At 49.4% G+C, this 17,010-nt stretch carries 16 protein-coding genes; 2 read left to right on the forward strand and 14 right to left on the reverse strand.

Features of this window, described 5'->3' with window-relative positions; genetic code table 11:
* Nucleotides 1-5: 5 nt before the first annotated feature.
* Nucleotides 6-488, forward strand: a complete 483-nt coding sequence (locus tag EJL91_RS20500; RefSeq protein ID WP_125143823.1) for a TRAP transporter small permease — start codon at nucleotides 6-8, stop codon at nucleotides 486-488.
* On the forward strand, nucleotides 485-1,810 hold the full coding sequence (locus EJL91_RS20505) for a TRAP transporter large permease subunit (protein WP_125143824.1): 1,326 nt from the start codon (nucleotides 485-487) through the stop codon (nucleotides 1,808-1,810). The genes EJL91_RS20500 and EJL91_RS20505 overlap by 4 nt, the downstream gene beginning before the upstream one ends.
* A 216-nt stretch (nucleotides 1,811-2,026) precedes the next feature.
* On the opposite strand, the gene EJL91_RS20510 is transcribed toward EJL91_RS20505, so the two are convergent.
* The 14 genes from EJL91_RS20510 to EJL91_RS20575 all read right to left on the reverse strand — a co-directional run bounded on the left by EJL91_RS20510 (nucleotide 2,027) and on the right by EJL91_RS20575 (nucleotide 16,939).
* Nucleotides 2,027-3,157 (reverse strand): WG repeat-containing protein, encoded by a 1,131-nt coding sequence (locus EJL91_RS20510; RefSeq protein ID WP_125143825.1) that lies wholly within the window; start codon nucleotides 3,155-3,157, stop codon nucleotides 2,027-2,029.
* A gap of 238 nt (nucleotides 3,158-3,395) precedes the next feature.
* On the reverse strand, nucleotides 3,396-3,974 hold the full coding sequence (locus EJL91_RS20515) for a helix-turn-helix domain-containing protein (RefSeq protein ID WP_125143826.1): 579 nt from the start codon (nucleotides 3,972-3,974) through the stop codon (nucleotides 3,396-3,398).
* Nucleotides 3,975-4,057: 83 nt separating this feature from the next.
* Complete coding sequence (locus EJL91_RS20520) at nucleotides 4,058-4,741, reverse strand: class I SAM-dependent methyltransferase (protein WP_423243461.1); 684 nt, start codon at nucleotides 4,739-4,741, stop codon at nucleotides 4,058-4,060.
* Between the two features lie 915 nt (nucleotides 4,742-5,656).
* Nucleotides 5,657-5,983, reverse strand: a complete 327-nt coding sequence (locus EJL91_RS20525; RefSeq protein ID WP_125143827.1) for an MmcQ/YjbR family DNA-binding protein — start codon at nucleotides 5,981-5,983, stop codon at nucleotides 5,657-5,659.
* A 162-nt stretch (nucleotides 5,984-6,145) separates the two neighbouring features.
* Complete coding sequence (locus EJL91_RS20530; protein WP_243125497.1) at nucleotides 6,146-7,162, reverse strand: penicillin-binding transpeptidase domain-containing protein; 1,017 nt, start codon at nucleotides 7,160-7,162, stop codon at nucleotides 6,146-6,148.
* Nucleotides 7,163-7,287: 125 nt separating this feature from the next.
* Nucleotides 7,288-8,364, reverse strand: a complete 1,077-nt coding sequence (gene prfA / locus EJL91_RS20535; RefSeq protein ID WP_125143828.1) for a peptide chain release factor 1 — start codon at nucleotides 8,362-8,364, stop codon at nucleotides 7,288-7,290.
* A 41-nt stretch (nucleotides 8,365-8,405) separates the two neighbouring features.
* Nucleotides 8,406-9,482, reverse strand: coding sequence for a N5-glutamine methyltransferase family protein (locus EJL91_RS20540; protein ID WP_125143829.1), 1,077 nt, complete (start codon nucleotides 9,480-9,482; stop codon nucleotides 8,406-8,408).
* On the reverse strand, nucleotides 9,479-10,420 hold the full coding sequence (locus EJL91_RS20545) for a DUF1385 domain-containing protein (protein ID WP_125143830.1): 942 nt from the start codon (nucleotides 10,418-10,420) through the stop codon (nucleotides 9,479-9,481). The genes EJL91_RS20540 and EJL91_RS20545 overlap by 4 nt, the downstream gene beginning before the upstream one ends.
* A gap of 150 nt (nucleotides 10,421-10,570) precedes the next feature.
* Nucleotides 10,571-10,780: a 50S ribosomal protein L31 gene (rpmE, locus tag EJL91_RS20550; protein ID WP_125143831.1), complete on the reverse strand. Its 210-nt coding sequence runs from the start codon at nucleotides 10,778-10,780 to the stop codon at nucleotides 10,571-10,573.
* 238 nt (nucleotides 10,781-11,018) lie between these two features.
* On the reverse strand, nucleotides 11,019-12,908 hold the full coding sequence (rho, locus tag EJL91_RS20555; RefSeq protein ID WP_125143832.1) for a transcription termination factor Rho: 1,890 nt from the start codon (nucleotides 12,906-12,908) through the stop codon (nucleotides 11,019-11,021).
* Between the two features lie 123 nt (nucleotides 12,909-13,031).
* Nucleotides 13,032-14,354 (reverse strand): replication-associated recombination protein A, encoded by a 1,323-nt coding sequence (locus EJL91_RS20560; protein WP_125143833.1) that lies wholly within the window; start codon nucleotides 14,352-14,354, stop codon nucleotides 13,032-13,034.
* 15 nt (nucleotides 14,355-14,369) lie between these two features.
* Complete coding sequence (locus EJL91_RS20565; RefSeq protein WP_125143834.1) at nucleotides 14,370-15,161, reverse strand: polysaccharide deacetylase family protein; 792 nt, start codon at nucleotides 15,159-15,161, stop codon at nucleotides 14,370-14,372.
* 248 nt (nucleotides 15,162-15,409) lie between these two features.
* The gene (locus tag EJL91_RS20570; RefSeq protein ID WP_125143835.1) at nucleotides 15,410-16,249 is read right to left on the reverse strand and encodes an undecaprenyl-diphosphate phosphatase; all 840 of its coding nucleotides are present in this window, start codon (nucleotides 16,247-16,249) and stop codon (nucleotides 15,410-15,412) included.
* 15 nt (nucleotides 16,250-16,264) lie between these two features.
* Nucleotides 16,265-16,939, reverse strand: coding sequence for a uracil-DNA glycosylase (locus EJL91_RS20575; protein ID WP_125143836.1), 675 nt, complete (start codon nucleotides 16,937-16,939; stop codon nucleotides 16,265-16,267).
* Nucleotides 16,940-17,010: the final 71 nt, after the last annotated feature.

Raw genomic sequence — 17,010 nt, forward strand, 5'->3', positions numbered from 1 at the left:
GGGTTATGGAACAAAAGAAGGATTTTCTGGACGAACTGGCACAGAATCTGATGCTGATTATGATTGTCATCGCATCGGTCTGCACCCTGCTCAGCGTGGTGTTTCAGTTTATCTCGGAAGACATCAAGACATTATTTATGCAGTTTTCTTACTATGCTTACGGCTGGATGGTATTTCTGGCTTTGGGGCCTGCGGTGAAAAGAGCCGCCTTTATGCGGATCGACATGGTGGTCGGCCTGTATCCGGAGGGCATTAAAAACTTTCTGAAGATTTTCTGCGACGCCGTCCTGTTCATCATGATGATTTTAATGTGCTGGTTCAGCATTCAGAATCTGCTGGACGCCGTTTCCACCGGAGCCGTCAACGCTAAAACACCAATCATTCCGCTGGCTCTGGCTTATGCCGCACCGGTTATAGGATATGCCCTGGGAGTAATCGCATATGTTGCGCGGTTTACTCAGGCTAAGAAAGGAGGCGCTGAATCATGACAGCTATATTTCTGATACTTTTCTTCTGTGGATTAATCTTTGTTGGAATGCCTATTGCCGGATGTATCCTGGTGTCGGCAGCCAGTATTCCCCTGTTCATGGGCGCAGCCTCGCCTCTTATGTGGACGCAGATAGCCGGCGAAGCAATCAACGGCGCGGTCGCCAATAATGTCGGGCTGACTATTGTACTTTTCATGGTGGCCGGCGAATTTATGGCCAGAGGAAAACTGACCGATAAAATCTTTGATACCTTCTCCTATTTCTTTGGCAAGAAAAAAGGATTTATGCCCATTATCTCCATCGCAACCTGTATGTTTTACGGCGCCATCTCGGGCTCCGGCCCCGCTACAACCGCGGCTGTCGGCGCAATGTGCTACCCGATGCTGGTCGGCATGGGCTACGATAAATTTTTCAGCGCCAGCATCCTGGTGTCGGCCGGCTGTCTTGGAATGGTCATTCCTCCCAGCGTACCGCTGACCGGAGCCGCCGGACTGGCCGGAGGGCTGGAACTGGTTCCCCTGTACCAGATCGCAGCCGTCGGCGGTGTCTGCGCCGGTCTCCTGCTGATTGGCTATGCCTATCTGCACTGCTGCCTGAAAAATGACGGAGATCAGGTGAAAATCAGCGCCGCCGTCGATAAGCTCCACGAACAGAGCTTTGGTTCTCTCTTTAAGGACAGTATCTGGGCGCTTTTGACTCCGGTCCTGATTCTGGGCACCATCTTCAGCGGCATTGCCGACACGGCCCAGGCCGCGGTTCTGAGTCTGGCCTATTCAATGATAGTGGCAATTTTTGTATACCATACAATCCGGGTCGAGGATGTCGTTCCGATTCTGAAGAAATGCGTGATGAACGCCGCTCCCCTCTGCTTCCTGATTGCTCTGTCCAACGTATTTTCAGCGGCCATGAGGGCGCTGGATATCCCGGCCAGCCTGGCAGGCGCCCTGATAAGCTCCGGCGTTTCCAGCACGCTCCTGATTCTCCTGATTCTGGTATGCATGCTGATCCTGGGCGCATTCATGGACTGCGGCGCCGCAATGACAATCCTGGTTCCGCTGTTTGCACCGGTCATTATCAGCTTCGGTATGGATCCCTATACAGCCATCGTCGCGATTATCATGTGCCAGGCAGTCGGCCTCTGCAGCCCGCTCTGCGGCCTGTGTATTTTCGTCATGTGTCCGATTGTAGGCTGCACCATCGGTCAGTTGGGCAAATACGTAATCAAGCTGAGCGCCCTGATTGTGTTTGTCTCCGTGATTATGGTGCTGATGCCATCCTTGTTTTCATGGGCTACTTCAGGAGCATTTATCCCGGCTCTGTGATGAAGATTTAACCCCGTATGTGTTAAATACTCCCAATCAGGGAAACCCAATATGCCTCTCTTAAGCCGGAACTTAAGGGAGGCATATTTGTAATGATAAAAGGGAGCGCTGCCTTTTTAAATCAATGGTTCCGGGTTCAATCAGCGGCTCCGGATTTAATCAGTGAAGCCGGACTCAATCAGTGGAGCCGGACTCAATCAGTGGAGCCTGACTCAATCAGCGGAGCCGGATCGTCTCGATTACCGGATTGTCTGCTGCGCTGACATCCACGAAATCTACCGTTCCATCCTCCCTCACCTCTGTAAACCGTCTGGAGCCGCAGTAATAATTACTGGCGGCGCCTGGATCCGGAGCGGGATTCGCAAATTTCTCCGACGGCTCTACCGCATAATTCCCATGAGTGTCAATGATCCCCCACTGTCCGCCTTCCACATCAAACATGGAAATGGCGCCGCCGTCCTCTGTAAAGGGACGGAGGCTGCCTCCCGCCAGGACAGAGGCGTAGCCGTTGAAAAAATCGCTGACATACCCATATTCGCAGGGGATTGCAATGTCCCCGGACTGATCCATAAATCCCATAAGGCCCGTATTCATGTCCCGGACCGCCATCAGGCCGTCACCGTAACATTTTCCATTTTCCAGATAGCGGTAACCTTCCCGCAGTCTCGTGAGTTTGAAATCCTCATCATAGAATGCGACTGTATATTTTCGATCATCGGCGATCATATAACCGTCCGGAACCTTTGTAACAATCTGATGTGTAGCGCCCTTATCATAGCTTAACACAGGGTGATACAGGTCATCAGGCTCCGACACATGCACCGTCCCGTCATACTCAAAAATCAGGTAGTCTCCAGCCGAATAAAGCAGATTGTCCCATCTGCGCACACCCAGCTTCTTCCCTCCGTCCAGCCTTTCGAAACTGCGGGACTGGGAATTGTAATCAATGCTCTCACAGCCATTCCCGTCCCTCACGGCCGCCCCCACGGTCAAGGCGCTGGCCCACTTATATCTCCCCTCCACAAGATCCGGAACTTTCTCATATGATTTTCCGTCCTTTTCAAAAAATCTGTCGGAAGAGAGAGCCCCATCGGTATATACATCCTCCGGGAACCCCTGACTGCCAGTATCCTGTGCATGTTCCCCGGCTGCAACTGGATCTGAATTATAATCTGCATTTTCTCCTGTACTCTGAACCACTGTCTGCTCCGTGCTCCGGGATGCCGCCAATTCTGTACTCTGTGCCGCTGCCGGTTCTGATGAGGGCCGTGCCATCTCCGGTTTCCCACATCCATATAAAACTGCCGCTGTTCCTGCAATGAGCAGAATATAATACCTGCCGTGCATAATCTCCTCCTTATTTCAATTGACAGAAAGTAAATTTCAACATCTGGCCTGGGATATTCCTACCCTAAAGGGAAAAAAGAATCCCCGGAGAGTTGCCGCTCTCCGGGGATTCGCTTGTGTTACAATGCACATAACATCTTTTCTCTGCTGATACTATCATACACCACTGTCAAATGATGTCAATACCATATAGATTTTTGCATTTTTTTAGCATATACCCGGTTAGTTGTCTGACAATTCACCGCACCCATACTCCATCCCGGCTGCACCCAAAATAGAATTTACCGCCGCGCATACGCGGCATTCTCACCTCACCGCTCTGTTCCGGGTAAAGGCGCACCAAGTGAATGCTGTTGTAGTTCACATATGCTATAAAGCTCAAATAATGTTCCTTTGTCATCTCATGCTCAAATGTAATATAGGATTCATCGTCGATTTCCTCCACATGGAGCCTGTGTATTCCGTCTGCTTTCTGCGGCGCCTGGGGCGCCAGCTTCCTTCCGCAGCAGGAAATCTCAGCTTCCCCTGTGGCCGTCAGGATATTGCCGCAGTCGGGGCAGATGTAAAATTTAATCCGTTTCATGTTTCCTCCGTCTTCACTGTTAGGGTCCAGCTGCCCCGTCAGTATCTTCTCAATGTTTACCCCCAGGGCCGCAGAAAGTTCTCCAAGCAGCGAAACGTCGGGGCATCCCATACCGCGTTCCCATTTGGAAACGGCCTTGTCGCTTACCTGAATCATCTCTGCAAGCTGTTTCTGCGTATACCCTTTTTCCTTCCGCAAAGACGATATGAGCGTTCCCACTTTATGATAGTCCACTTCTTTCTACCTCCTGTAAGTCTGTACAAATTCAGTATAAACAAGAACGGCGGATTATTCAATCAACGCTCCGTAGAGTTTAATCACCGTTTTACCGCACTGACAATCAGCATCATCGGGCGGCGCATCTCATCCCTCATGCCCGGGACCGTATCGAGCATGTGAGCGGGCGGCTGCGGTTCCACAATATTTTTAATTTCAAATCCATTTGTAAGCAGGCCGTTCAGATAAGTTGTCAGAGTCTTATGGTACTTCACAACATCCTCACCCAGGAAATTAGCGGTTCTCTTTCCCTCATAATAATAATTATCTACCGGAAAATGGAGAATCTCCCCCTTGTCATCATAATACCAGTCCTGTGTACCGTAAGCGGTAAAAACAGGATGCTCCACCGAAAACACAAAACTTCCGCCCGGCTTTAAAAAGGTCTGTACCTTCTTTGCCACGGCATCAAACGATTCAATATAATGAAACGCCAGAGAACTCAGGGCAATGTCAAAGCTCTCTGCCGGAAAATCCATGTCCTCCATAGCCACGCACTGATACTTCACCTGAAGGCCTTTCGTCTTCTCCCTGGCAACCTCCAGCATCTTTCTGGAAATATCAATCCCCACGGCCGAATCAGCCCCCTGCTCCATCGCGTAGATGCAGTGCCATCCGTATCCGCATCCAAGATCCAGCATGCGTTTTCCTTTGAAATCGGGAAGCAGCTCTTTTAAAGTCTCCCATTCACCGGCTGCAGTCAGTCCTCCCTTGGAGCGATCCATCTGGCTGTACTTCTCGAAAAAAATGTCGTTGTCATATTTATTCTCTTTCATGGTTGTTTTCCTTTCTATGTGGGGATTAAGTTTGAGAAATGAGGACGCCGCCGTCAGGCCAGGGGCCGGGGTGGTGAGGGGGATCGATGAGTCTTTCGTCCCGGGCGTCAGGTTGTCGCGGGCGGGGAATCCGGGCAGAAAAAGTTCCTGCGGGAAACGCTTTCGCTCGTTGGAGTACATAATGGTACTAACCTCGAAAAGACCTCGGTAAGTACCAATGAACTCCCAGGTTCCCTCCGGAATCTTTTTCTCCCTTCTTCCCCGCAGGAAGGTTATGGCCGGGACGAAAGACTCAGCCCAGATGGCTGCCCGGCCCCCGGCCTGCGGCGCCTGATCTGTCCTATTTCTTCAAAAGGGGGAGGCGCTTGTCGCTGCCACTACGTTTCTCTGGATGTCTGAAAACTACATCCTATTTACTATGAGACTGTGTAAGCTCATAATCTTAGAGTGTTTATTCTGATACTCTTTTTATGCAGCCCAAGATGCCATCAAAATGTAAAAGAATCACGACTATATCGTGGCCGCGACAATACCACCTCCCCACTTGACGAAAGAGACAATCAGCCCCTGAAGCCGGCGGACGGGGCAATCACCTTCGCTGAGTCTTCAGTCCCGCCGAAAACCTGCCCGGGGAAGGAAGGAGAAAACTTTCCGAAGGGGACCTTGGAATCCGCCGGTGCTTAGCGAGGTTCTTTCGAGCTTAGCATCCGCTGCGCATTCCACCAGCGGGAGCGAGTCCCCGTAGGAATTTTTTCTCCTGGATTCCCCCTCACGACAACCTACAAACCGGGACTGAAGACTCATACACAACTACTCACTCCCCCGTCCGCCGTCATACAGAGGCGTCCTCGCATCTCAACTAACCTAACACGTCAAATCATAACTTTCCCCTATCATCCGTTTCACCTCTTCCTCAGGAACCGTTCCATCCATTATAATAGAGTTCCAGTGAACTTTATTAAGGTGATAAGCCGGTATTACGGACTTATAAACCCGGCGCCAGAAGTCTCTCCAGTCGGGTCTGCATTTCACATTGATCCACATATGGCCTTCCCGCTCAAATATCCATGCAAAAACCTTCTTATTCTCTTTGTGCCGCATGACCGTCCAGTTCGGATCGTGAAACGGCTGATCCTCATAAACATTCTTAAACGTGCGGCAGTAGCTGATTATTTCCTCTCTGTTTTTCATTTTTCCACCTTGTTCCTGTCTCAATACATAATACATTGATTATACTCTTTGTTAAGTTCCGCTACAACGGTAATCTCCGTTTATACATGTTTTCCATTTATGCATGCTTTCCTTTTCTCATGACTCTGTATGCCTATTGCTGTCACGCAGCGGCTTTACTGCCTACTCGCTGAACAGCGGCTGATGGTCTCTCATCAGTTCAATGGCTATTCTTTTTGCATCGGCGCTGGAAACGTCTTTACTGTCCGTCTCCCCTAAGTAGACGCAGAAATATACCTTTTCTTTTCCATTATCGGCAAAACCGGTGTACCATGCATCTGCAACAATTCCGGATATCTTCCCCAGTCCTGTTTTTCCATAGATTTTAATATCGGACATATCAGAATCTGTTACCAGCATTGCATCTTTAAGCAAAGCCAGCTCCGGCTCGCTATATAATGAATTTTCGCCGAAAATGCGTTCCAACACTTCAACCTGCTCTTTGGGGGAAATTTTCAAGGATGATTCGATCCAGAACCCGGTCAGGGAACGGTTATTGTTATTATTATTAAGGCGTCCCTCCCAGTCGGAAATATCACAATTTCCGTAATTCAGTTTGTCCAGTTCCTCCCGGATGGCATCCGGGCCCAGCTCATCTGTGATTTTTCTGAAATACCAGACACAGGAGGTTTGAAAGGCGTCCTTAAAGCCAATATCCCTGTTCCATTTATCGTTCCAGAATACCTCCCCGCTCCACTTCCTAACGGAATTCTCCTCCGAGATAACTCCATTCTTAATTCCAATCAGAGATGATATAATCTTAAAGGTGGAGCATGGGGATCTTCTGGTATTACATACACTCTCATTATAAATCTGATATTTGTTCTCATTTGGAAGATAGATTACCGCACCGCCGTTTAGCCCCTGAAAATAGGATGACCAGTCTGCTTCTTCTATCGCGGGCTCGTTTCCTATAGCTGCGGGTGCCTGGGATGGCGCTGGGCCTTCCTGCTTTATCGGGCTGTCCGGCTGTGTCAGCCTCTCCGGCTGTTCTTCTCCTTCCGAAGTAACTGCATCTCTCCCGGCACTTATGCTGCTTTCTTTTGCACTGTTGCCAGATATCCCCTGCATGCCGCTTTTACAGGCAGTTAACAATATGGTTGCTGCTAATAGCAATAGTAACTTTCCTGTTTTTTTCATCTTACCGTCCTCCCTTCTATGTGTAATACTGCCGGTGATAAAATCTGAACTGATGTACTTTCCCGTGATGTCAAAAATCGCCCCATTTTCTATATAAAATGGAGCGATGATAATAACGGTTGTTTTTAGATCTGTTCGTTCAATTTACTTAACTTTGCTGCCTGGTCGGCGGCAATCAGGCTGTCAATCAGTTCATTTAGCTCTCCGTTCATAACGGAATCGATTTTATAGAGCGTCAGTTTAATTCTGTGCTCCGTCACACGTCCCTGAGGAAAATTGTAAGTGCGGATTTTCTCGGAACGGTCACCCGTGCCAATCTGGCTGCGGCGTTCTTCCGCCTCCTGGCTCTGGCGTTTCTCCAGCTCCATGTCAAACAGTTTGGAACGGAGCAGGCGGAATGCCTTTTCTTTATTCTGAAGCTGTGATTTCTCGGTCTGGCTGTAGATTACGATTCCCGTCGGCATATGGGTCAGGCGGACGGCCGAATCGGTGGTATTGACACACTGTCCGCCGTTACCGGACGCACGCATAACGTCGATACGGATATCTTTGTCGTCAATCACAACGTCGAATTCCTCGGCCTCGGGCATAACGGCGACGGATGCGGTGGATGTATGGATTCTTCCACCCGACTCTGTCTCGGGTACCCTCTGCACACGGTGTACGCCGCTCTCATACTTCATCTTGGAGTACGCGCCCTGGCCTGTAACCATGAACACCACTTCCTTGAAACCGCCGATTCCATTCTCATTAACACTAACAAGCTCCGTCTTCCAGCGGTTGCTCTCCGCAAAATGCACATACATTCTGTAAAGTTCCGAGGCAAAAAGAGCCGCCTCATCGCCGCCGGCTCCGGCGCGGATTTCCACCATTACGTTCTTATCGTCATTCGGATCCTTGGGAAGCAGAAGGATCTTCATCTCCTGCTCCAGTTCCTCTATTCTCTTCTTTGCTTCGGCCAGTTCTTCCTTGGCCATCTCGCGCATCTCCTCATCGGACTCCTCCTCCAGAAGAGCCAGGCTGTCTTCCACATCCTGGTTTGCTTTCTTATACCCTTTATACGCCTCTACAATCGGCGTCAGATCCGCCTGCTCTTTCATCAGCTTCCGGAACCTTTTCTGATCCAGCGCCACATCCGGACTGTTCAGCTCTTCCATCAGCTCTTCAAAACGAATCAGCAAATCGTCCAATCTGTCAAACATGGTAACCTCCTGCGTTATTTATAACGCTTCCAATTTATAAACTATCTGTTCCAGCGTGCTTTGACCACACGGTCAAGCCCCGGTTCATCCTTAATTATCTCAATGTCGCAAAACCCGGCCGTATCCAGGAGCTGCCATACCGCTGCCGCCTGATCATATCCGATTTCAAAATAAATCATCCCGTCCTTTTTCAGGTAGGCGCCGCTCTGCCAGGCCAAACGCCGGTAAAAGTACAGTCCGTCCCCGGAGCCGTCCAGAGCCAGTCTCGGCTCATGATCCTTTACCTCAGGTTCCAGCCCGTCAATGACCGAAGACGGGATATACGGCGGATTTGATACAATAATATCATATTTATCGCTTTGATCCAGGCTGGAAAACAGGTCACTCTCCACAAGGAACAGCTCTCTCTTCCTGACTCCCGGCACTGCAGCGATTCCCGGTTCCCTGGCTCTCACCGCCGCTTTCGTTCCCTCTCCCGAGGCGGACTGCCGCTCTCCTTCAGAGGAATCCGAGCTGTAAACGTACGTGCTCATCTTAAGCTTCCACGGCATTTCCGAAAGTAACGTAGACTCTGAACGGACCGTTCCCTTCTGGACGAGGAAATGACGGCGCGCATTCTTCTTCGCCACTTTAAGCGCTGCCCTGGATATATCGGCGGCCGTTATCTTTTCATAGGAACCCAGCACCGCCAGACTGACGGCGATACATCCGGAACCCGTACACATGTCAAGGATTGAGATATCCCTGCCAGGGTGCTCTTTCAATACCGTCTCCACCAGTTTTTCCGTATCCTGTCTGGGTATCAGAACATTCTCGTTGACCGTAAACTCCAGACCCATAAATTCCTGGTTGCCCAGAATATGCTGGATCGGAATACGCGCCGCTCTTTTTTCAAGATATTCCTGATAAACCGGACCGGACTTTGAGAGTATCTGCCCGTTCACCGGCCGATTTTTATCAATCAGAAAATGCACCCGATCAATAGGGAAAGCCGCCTCCAGGAGATACCATGCATCCAGTTCTGCATCCGCCACTCCTGCGTCCAGAAGACAGTTTTTCCCTTCCTCCAGCAGCTGCTGCCAGGTGGGCTCCTTCTCTTCTTTCAGAAATGTAGTCATAATTTCGTCTCCGGAAAATTCTCCTTTAAATATTCTTTCCAGTCAAACACGGCTTCAGTCGCCGCAATAGCAACCTCTATCATGCTGTCGTCCGGCTCTGTTGTCGTAAGTCCCTGCATCCACATTCCCGGACGGCTGACAAGATCCATGAATTTTGAGTTGCTCCTGCCCGCCTTCTGCAGTATCTCATAAGACACACCGGCGATTACAGGAATCAAAATAATCCGGCTCAGCATCCTCAGGCCGATATTATCAATCCGGATCACCATAAAAAACAGGATACTGATTATCATGACGATCAGAATAAAACTGGTTCCGCATCTTTTATGTTCCTTGGAACTCGCCCTGACATTCTCTACCGTAAGAGGATGTCCGTGTTCCACACAGTTAATACACTTATGTTCCGCTCCGTGGTACATGAAGGTTCTTCTGATGTCCTCCATCCTTGAAACAAGCTTGATATATAAAATAAAAATTGCGATTCTGATTACACCTTCCAGAACAGCCATCACATGTTCCGATGCAATAAATGATTTAAAAAAGTTAGCAATCACAAGGGGAAGAAGCATAAAAATACCGATTGCCAGAATAAAAGAAAATACCATTACGATTGTCATAACCACGCTCTCCAGCTTTTCACCGAATACGCGGTCCAGAAACTTCTCGAATTTCCCCGGTTCTTCCTCCTCATCGTCCTCAAAAAAGCTGGCGGAATAAGTCAGCGTCTTCATTCCCAGAATCATAGAATCAGCAAATCTGAATACTCCTCTGATAAATGGAAGGGACAGTATCTTTGCTTTCGCCGTGATGCTCTCATAGTTGTCCTTCTTGACCTCAATCTCTCCATCGGGTCTGCGGACCGCCACCGCATAATCGTTGCGGTTCATCATCATAATTCCCTCAATGACGGCCTGGCCGCCAATTCCTGAATATTTCATTCGTTATACTCCCGCCGGAAAACCGGCTTGACATCTGAAACAACGAAGAAGCACGCTACGCGGACTTTTCATTGCCAATCAATAAAATTTTAAAATAAAAAGGTTGAGTTTAATGTCGCCACTAAAACCCAACCCTTACATTGTTCAAACTTATTTGTCTGCACTCATACCGTATTTACGGTTGAACTTATCAATACGTCCACGGGCTGAAGCAGCTTTCTGCTGACCTGTGTAGAATGAATGGCATTTAGAACAAACCTCAACGTGAATGTCCTTTCTTGTAGATCCTGTTACGAACTCGTTGCCACAGTTGCAAACAACTTTTGCCTGATAATAGGCTGGATGGATTCCTTCTTTCATGATTTTCACCTCTCTGATTTTTCTTGTGCGATTTCCGACCGCTGTTTTTGTTACTATATTAAAGCCTTGCACATCCATGTTCCGCTCTTCCATCGTCTAAGCAGATCATCAACCGTAAGGACGACTCACGCAGATGTCAAAACTACCGTCTAATTATACAGCTTATCCAGTATACCATATGAATCCGTGAATTGCAAGCGCTTTCAAAATGAATTAAAGGTGAATTAAACGAATCAATTTAGAAGAAACGCCTCTTGCGCGTAATCTCTACGAACTCCTGATTGTTTCTCGTTTTTGCAAATAAATCCAGGATTCTCTCCACCGATTCTTCCGGTTTCTGGGTATTGGTAGCCTTATGGATGATATCCACGGCCTCGGACTCTTCCTGCGTCAGCAGCAGATCGTCCCTTCTTGTGCCCGACTTTAAGATGTCGATGGCCGGGAAAATCCTCTTCTCCGACAGCTTGCGGTCCAAGACAATCTCCATGTTGCCGGTTCCCTTAAATTCCTCGTATATCACATCATCCATACGGCTGCCCGTATCGATCAGCGCTGTAGCCAGGATTGTCAGGCTGCCATTCTCCCTCATATTTCTCGCCGCTCCGAAGAAACGCTTCGGCATATGGAGAGCCGCCGGGTCAAGACCGCCGGAAAGCGTACGGCCGCTGGGCGGAACCACGAGGTTGTATGCCCTGGCGAGACGTGTGATGCTGTCTAACAGGATCATGACATCCCTTCCATGCTCCACAAGACGTTTGGCCCTCTCAATTACCATCTCGGACACTCTCTTATGGCGATCAGGAAGTTCATCGAAGGTAGAGTAGATTACCTCCACATTAGGTCCCGTGATGGCCTCCTTGATATCCGTAACCTCCTCAGGGCGCTCGTCGATCAGAAGGATAATCAGGTGCATCTCCGGATGGTTTACCGTAACCGCCCTTGCCACCTGTTTTAACAGTGTCGTCTTACCTGCCTTTGGCGGCGAAACAATCATGCCTCGCTGTCCCTTTCCTATTGGTGAAAGTAAATCCATCACACGCATGGCGGTGGAGTTTTTGGAACCCTGCATCTCCAGATGGAGACGGCTGTTCGGGAAAATAGGAGTCAGGTTTTCAAAGTTCGGCCTGCGCTCCACCACGCTGGTCGGGTATCCGTTAACCGTATTAATATAAAGTAAAGCCGCAAACTTCTCTGTGGCTGTCTTCACTCTTCTGCTGCCGCCTACGATATCGCCTGTCTTCAGGTTAAAACGTCTGATCTGTGACGGAGCCACGTAGACATCATTCTCCCCTGGAAGGAAATTCTCACAGCGGATAAATCCAAAACCGTCCGGCATTACTTCCAGAATACCATCCGCCTGAATCCCGCTGTCGAGCTCCTGGAAATCCGTCTTAGGCTCATCACTCCTGCTCTGGTAGTCATTCCTCGGCTGGCTCTCAGTGCGCTGCTGGTAATCGCTTCTCGGCTGGCTGTCCCCCCGCTGCTGATAGTCGCCTCTGGACTGGCTGTCGCTCCGCTGCTGGTAATCACTTCTCGGCTGGCCGTCACTGCGCTGCTGATAATCGTTTCTCGGCTGGCCGTCACTGCGCTGCTGGTAATCACTTCTCGGCTGGTCATTACGCTGCTGGTAATCGTTCCTGGACTGGCTGTCGCCACGCTGCTGGTAATCGCTTCTCGACTGGCTGTCGCCCCGCTGCTGGTAGTCACTTCTCGGCTGGCTGTCACTGCGCTGGTTATCGCTTCGCTGCTGATAATCGCGTTTGCGGCCGTCATCCCTGTTGTAGCGGTTTGTCTCTTTCCTTGGGGAATCGTCTTTTCTTTCATCCCTGACGTTTCTTTTGTTACTGCGCGGTTCCTGGCTGGCGGTTTCCGTAAGTTTTACATCCGGCTTTTTACCCTCCGCCGCCTTTTCAGCCGCCGGCTCAGGTAAAACGAGCGTTAAGCCGCTTTCCCCGCTCTCTGCGTCGCCCTTCTCCTGCGTATCTTTGTCATCTGCTTTTGCGCCGGCTATTTCACACAGCCTGTCTATAATTTCTGCTTTTTTAAGGGCGGTAACGCCTTTAAGCCCCTGTGCCTTTGCCAGTTCTCGAAGCTGTGTCAAAGGAAGGGTCTGCAATTTTTCTCTCATACAACTCTCCTTGATTTGTTAAGTTTTGATTTTTTTATTGGGGATTATTAAGAAATAAGAAACGTCGGAATTACTTTTCTTGTCTTCTTATTATATACCATTTTTGGAAAATTGCAAATTTTTTTATTCGGATTCCTTTAAAAAGCGAAGCCATTCCCCGATCTTTTTCTCATAGCCGTTTTCAGTAGGCCGATAGAAGGAAGCTCCCTCCAGTCCGTCCGGCAGATACTGTTGCTTTACATAGTGATTCGGATAATTGTGGGCGTACTTGTAATCAAGTCCCCTTCCCAGCTTCTCCGCTCCCTTGTAATGCCGATCCTGGAGGTGTACCGGAACGGGAGCCGCTCCGGTATTACGTACGGCTGTTTCCGCCTCTTCAATCGCCATACAGGCCGCATTGCTTTTCGGTGCGCTGGCCACATAGGTGACCGCCTGGGAAAGTACGATTCTGGCCTCCGGCATTCCAAGGCGCTCTACTGCCTGAGCCGCATTGACGGCCACTACGAGGGCTTGCGGATCAGCATTTCCCACATCCTCGGACGCGCAGATCATAATTCTTCTCGCTATAAATTTAATGTCTTCGCCTGCGTAGAGCATCTTTGCAAGATAATAAACGGCGGCATCCGGATCAGAACCCCTCATACTTTTAATAAATGCAGAAATCGTGTCATAGTGATTATCTCCGCCTTTATCATAGCGCACAGCGCGTTTCTGGATGCACTCCTGGGCCACATCCAGAGTGATGTGAATCAGTCCGTCCTCCGACCGTTCGGTTGTCAGAACTCCCAATTCAACCGCGTTTAAGGCTGCCCTGGCGTCACCTCCCGCCATATCTGCCAGGAAGTCCAGGGCATCCTCGGAAATGTCCGCCCGATAACTTCCCATCCCCTTTTCTTTATCATAGACAGCCCGTTTCAGCAGTTCGTAGATGTCTTCTTTTTCCAACGGTTTCAGTTCAAAAATTCTGGAACGTGAAATAAGGGCGCCGTTGACCTCAAAATAGGGGTTCTCCGTCGTCGCTCCGATTAACAGCAGCGTACCGTCCTCCACAAAAGGAAGCAGGTAGTCCTGCTGACTCTTGTTAAAGCGGTGGATTTCATCCACAAACAGGATAGTCTTCTGGCCGTACATCCCCAGCGCGTCTTTTGCTTCCTGTACGACCTCCTCCATATCTTTCTTCCCCGCCACGGTTGCGTTAAGCTGCTTGAACCTGGCGCTGGTTGTGCCTGCAATCACCTTAGCCAGTGTAGTCTTGCCGGTTCCGGGAGGGCCGTAAAAAATAATGGAACCTAGCTTATCCGCCTTGATCGCCCGGTACAGCAGTTTGTCCTTCCCTATAATATGTTTCTGTCCAACCACCTCATCCAGTGTGGCAGGGCGGAGCCTGGAGGCCAGCGGCGCCTCCTTCTCCATCGTGTTGCTTCTCATATAATCAAATAAATCCATAGTATCCCTCTGTCTCTAATCTATCAGCAGTTCATCCACTGTAACAAAAGTATAGCCCTGCTTCGTCAAAGTGTCAATGGCTGCAAGCGCCGCATCCACCGATGTTCCGAACACGTCGTGAAGCAGGATCACCTGGTGTTTGCCCACGCTTTTGCAGATGTGCTTCACTACCTTCTGGGAGTTCTGGCTCTTCCAGTCCAGTGTGTCGATATCCCAGAAAACCGGCGTCATCCGGACGCACTCCTCCAGCTCATCATTCCATATCCCGTACGGCGGCCTGATGTATTCTGGCGCTCTGCCCGTAATCGCCTTTATCATCTCATTCGTCTTGATAATGTCGGCACATGCAGCCTCCGTGGTTCTCTTTGTCAGATCCACATGGCTGTAACAGTGCGTTCCGATCAAATGCCCGTCTTCCTCCATCTGTTTCACCAGTTCTTCATTACCCGGTATGTTCTCCCCAACCAGAAAAAAGGAGGCTCTCACCCCTCTCTGTTTGAGTCCATCCAGCAGCTTTTTAGTGTAAACAGAATGCGGACCGTCGTCAAATGTCAGGGCCAGCAGTTTTTCCCCCTTTTCTTCCGGCTGAGTCTCTTTCTTCGCTTCTTTTTGCTTTTCCTTCTGCTTTTCTTTCTGTTTTTCCTTCCCCTGCCCTGCAGAATCCGGCTCATCCGGCTCTGCCGATGCCTGCACCCCTGTCCTGTTTCCGTAAGCTGAGACAAAATCTCTGACTGCCGAAAAACAAAAACAGGCCAGAAATACATCCATCACCATTGTGAGCATCAGCAAAAACACTTTTCTTTTCACATGCGTTTCCCTCTTCTGCCTTCCGCCGCCATTATTAATCAATATATGCAGCGGCTGTGTCCATCAGAATTGTAAACCCGAAAAAGAGTTAAGAGCTGTGTCCTCACCGGGCAGGAACGCATATCGGTAAAATACATTCGAACAACGAAACGCACGCTTCGCGGACTTTTCATTGCCTCTCAACAAAAAAACACGGATAGGCAGGAAACGTGCCCAAAGCGCGGTTCCTTCCGTATCCGTGAATCAAATTAAGATGCCAATGCCGAGATGCCGAAATAGGATAAAACGATAAGTCCAAGTATAATCCTGTAATAACCGAAAAATTTGAAATCATGTCGTCTGATATACCCCATTAAAAATTTAATGGAATACACCGACACAGCGAAGGCAATGACCATGCCAAGAAGCAGGTAGAACACCTCATATCCCTTAAAAGCTCCGCCTTCAATAAAGAATTTCACAATCTTTAAGAGGCTGGCTCCAAACATAACCGGAATTCCGAGGAAAAATGAGAACTCGGCCGCAGCGCCTCTCGAACAGCCGATGAGCATGGCCCCCAGGATGGTCGCTCCCGAACGGGAGGTGCCGGGTATCAGCGCAAGCACCTGGAAACAGCCGATGATAGCAGCCGTCTGAAAAGAAATCTGTGTCACGCGGTCAATCGGGAATCTGGCATTCTGGTTCCTTTTCTCCAGAAGGATAAAAAATACGCCGTAGATAATCAGCATCGCCGACACCACATAACCGTTCAGCAGCTTGTTCATAAAATTATCAAGAGGAAGTCCCACCACCGCTGCCGGAATGCAGGCCACAATAATCTTTGCCCAAAGCCGGAGCGTCCCTCTCTTCTGGGCTTCCGACTTGCGGCCAGAGAACGGATTCAGCTTGTGAAAATACAGAACCAGCACCGCCAGTATGGCTCCCAGCTGAATCACTACCATAAATACTTCACGGTACGCCTCGCTGACATCGAGATGAATAATCTCATCCACTAAAATCATATGGCCAGTGCTGCTGATAGGAAGCCATTCCGTGAATCCTTCCACAATTCCCAGCACGATGACCTTTAAAATTTCTACAAAACTCATGCTTTTTCCTTTCCACTATATATTTTCAATCTGCCAGTCTATTGGTTCCAAACCATTTTCTTTCAGATATTCATTCGTTTTGCTGAAAGGTTTACTGCCGAAAAATCCCCTGTACGCAGACAGCGGGCTGGGATGCGGCGCTTCCAGAATTAAGTGTTTCGGATTCGTGAGCATCGGTTTTTTCATCTGGGCAGGTCTTCCCCAAAGGATAAACACCATAGGCCGATCCTGCTCCGCCAGAATCTTTATGGCTGCATCCGTGAACTCTTCCCAGCCGATCCCCCTGTGGGAGTTCGCCTGATGCGCCCGTACGGTCAGCACCGTATTGAGCAGCATAACGCCCTGCTCCGCCCATTTCTTAAGGTATCCGTTGTTAGGGATATAACAGCCCAGATCCTCCTGAAGCTCCTGATAGATATTAACCAGGGACGGCGGTATCTCCACCTCCGGCTTCACAGAAAAGCACAGGCCGTGTGCCTGTCCCGGACCGTGATAGGGATCCTGTCCCAGAATTACCACCTTGACCTTGCCAAGGGGCGTAAAATCAAAAGCATTAAATATATCATTGGCATCCGGATAAACGGCCCTCGTCTGATATTCATGCTTTACCGTCTCATATAATTTTTTATAATATGGCTTCTTAAATTCAACCCCGAGAGGCACAAGCCAGTCATTGCTGATCGCTCCCATGTATCATGCGCTCCTGTCTCATATTTTGTCGGTACTGCGGTGCTTCCACAGCCTTCTTAACAAATTTTATC

Source organism: Clostridium transplantifaecale (genome assembly GCF_900626075.1).
In the GTDB taxonomy this organism is placed as follows: Bacteria; Bacillota; Clostridia; order Lachnospirales; family Lachnospiraceae; genus Otoolea; species Otoolea transplantifaecalis.

What these genes read in the sequence shown, in the direction of transcription:
- EJL91_RS20500 (WP_125143823.1), top strand. Translation starts at nt 6, where the DNA reads ATGGAACAAAAGAAGGATTTTCTGGACGAACTGGCACAGAATCTGATG.
- EJL91_RS20505 (WP_125143824.1), top strand. Translation starts at nt 485, where the DNA reads ATGACAGCTATATTTCTGATACTTTTCTTCTGTGGATTAATCTTTGTT.
- EJL91_RS20510 (WP_125143825.1), bottom strand. Translation starts at nt 3,157, where the DNA reads ATGCACGGCAGGTATTATATTCTGCTCATTGCAGGAACAGCGGCAGTT.
- EJL91_RS20520 (WP_423243461.1), bottom strand. Translation starts at nt 4,741, where the DNA reads ATGGATCGCTCCAAGGGAGGACTGACTGCAGCCGGTGAATGGGAGACT.
- EJL91_RS20525 (WP_125143827.1), bottom strand. Translation starts at nt 5,983, where the DNA reads ATGAAAAACAGAGAGGAAATAATCAGCTACTGCCGCACGTTTAAGAAT.
- EJL91_RS20530 (WP_243125497.1), bottom strand. Translation starts at nt 7,162, where the DNA reads ATGAAAAAAACAGGAAAGTTACTATTGCTATTAGCAGCAACCATATTG.
- prfA (WP_125143828.1), bottom strand. Translation starts at nt 8,364, where the DNA reads ATGTTTGACAGATTGGACGATTTGCTGATTCGTTTTGAAGAGCTGATG.
- EJL91_RS20540 (WP_125143829.1), bottom strand. Translation starts at nt 9,482, where the DNA reads ATGACTACATTTCTGAAAGAAGAGAAGGAGCCCACCTGGCAGCAGCTG.
- EJL91_RS20545 (WP_125143830.1), bottom strand. Translation starts at nt 10,420, where the DNA reads ATGAAATATTCAGGAATTGGCGGCCAGGCCGTCATTGAGGGAATTATG.
- rpmE (WP_125143831.1), bottom strand. Translation starts at nt 10,780, where the DNA reads ATGAAAGAAGGAATCCATCCAGCCTATTATCAGGCAAAAGTTGTTTGC.
- rho (WP_125143832.1), bottom strand. Translation starts at nt 12,908, where the DNA reads ATGAGAGAAAAATTGCAGACCCTTCCTTTGACACAGCTTCGAGAACTG.
- EJL91_RS20560 (WP_125143833.1), bottom strand. Translation starts at nt 14,354, where the DNA reads ATGGATTTATTTGATTATATGAGAAGCAACACGATGGAGAAGGAGGCG.
- EJL91_RS20570 (WP_125143835.1), bottom strand. Translation starts at nt 16,249, where the DNA reads ATGAGTTTTGTAGAAATTTTAAAGGTCATCGTGCTGGGAATTGTGGAA.
- EJL91_RS20575 (WP_125143836.1), bottom strand. Translation starts at nt 16,939, where the DNA reads ATGGGAGCGATCAGCAATGACTGGCTTGTGCCTCTCGGGGTTGAATTT.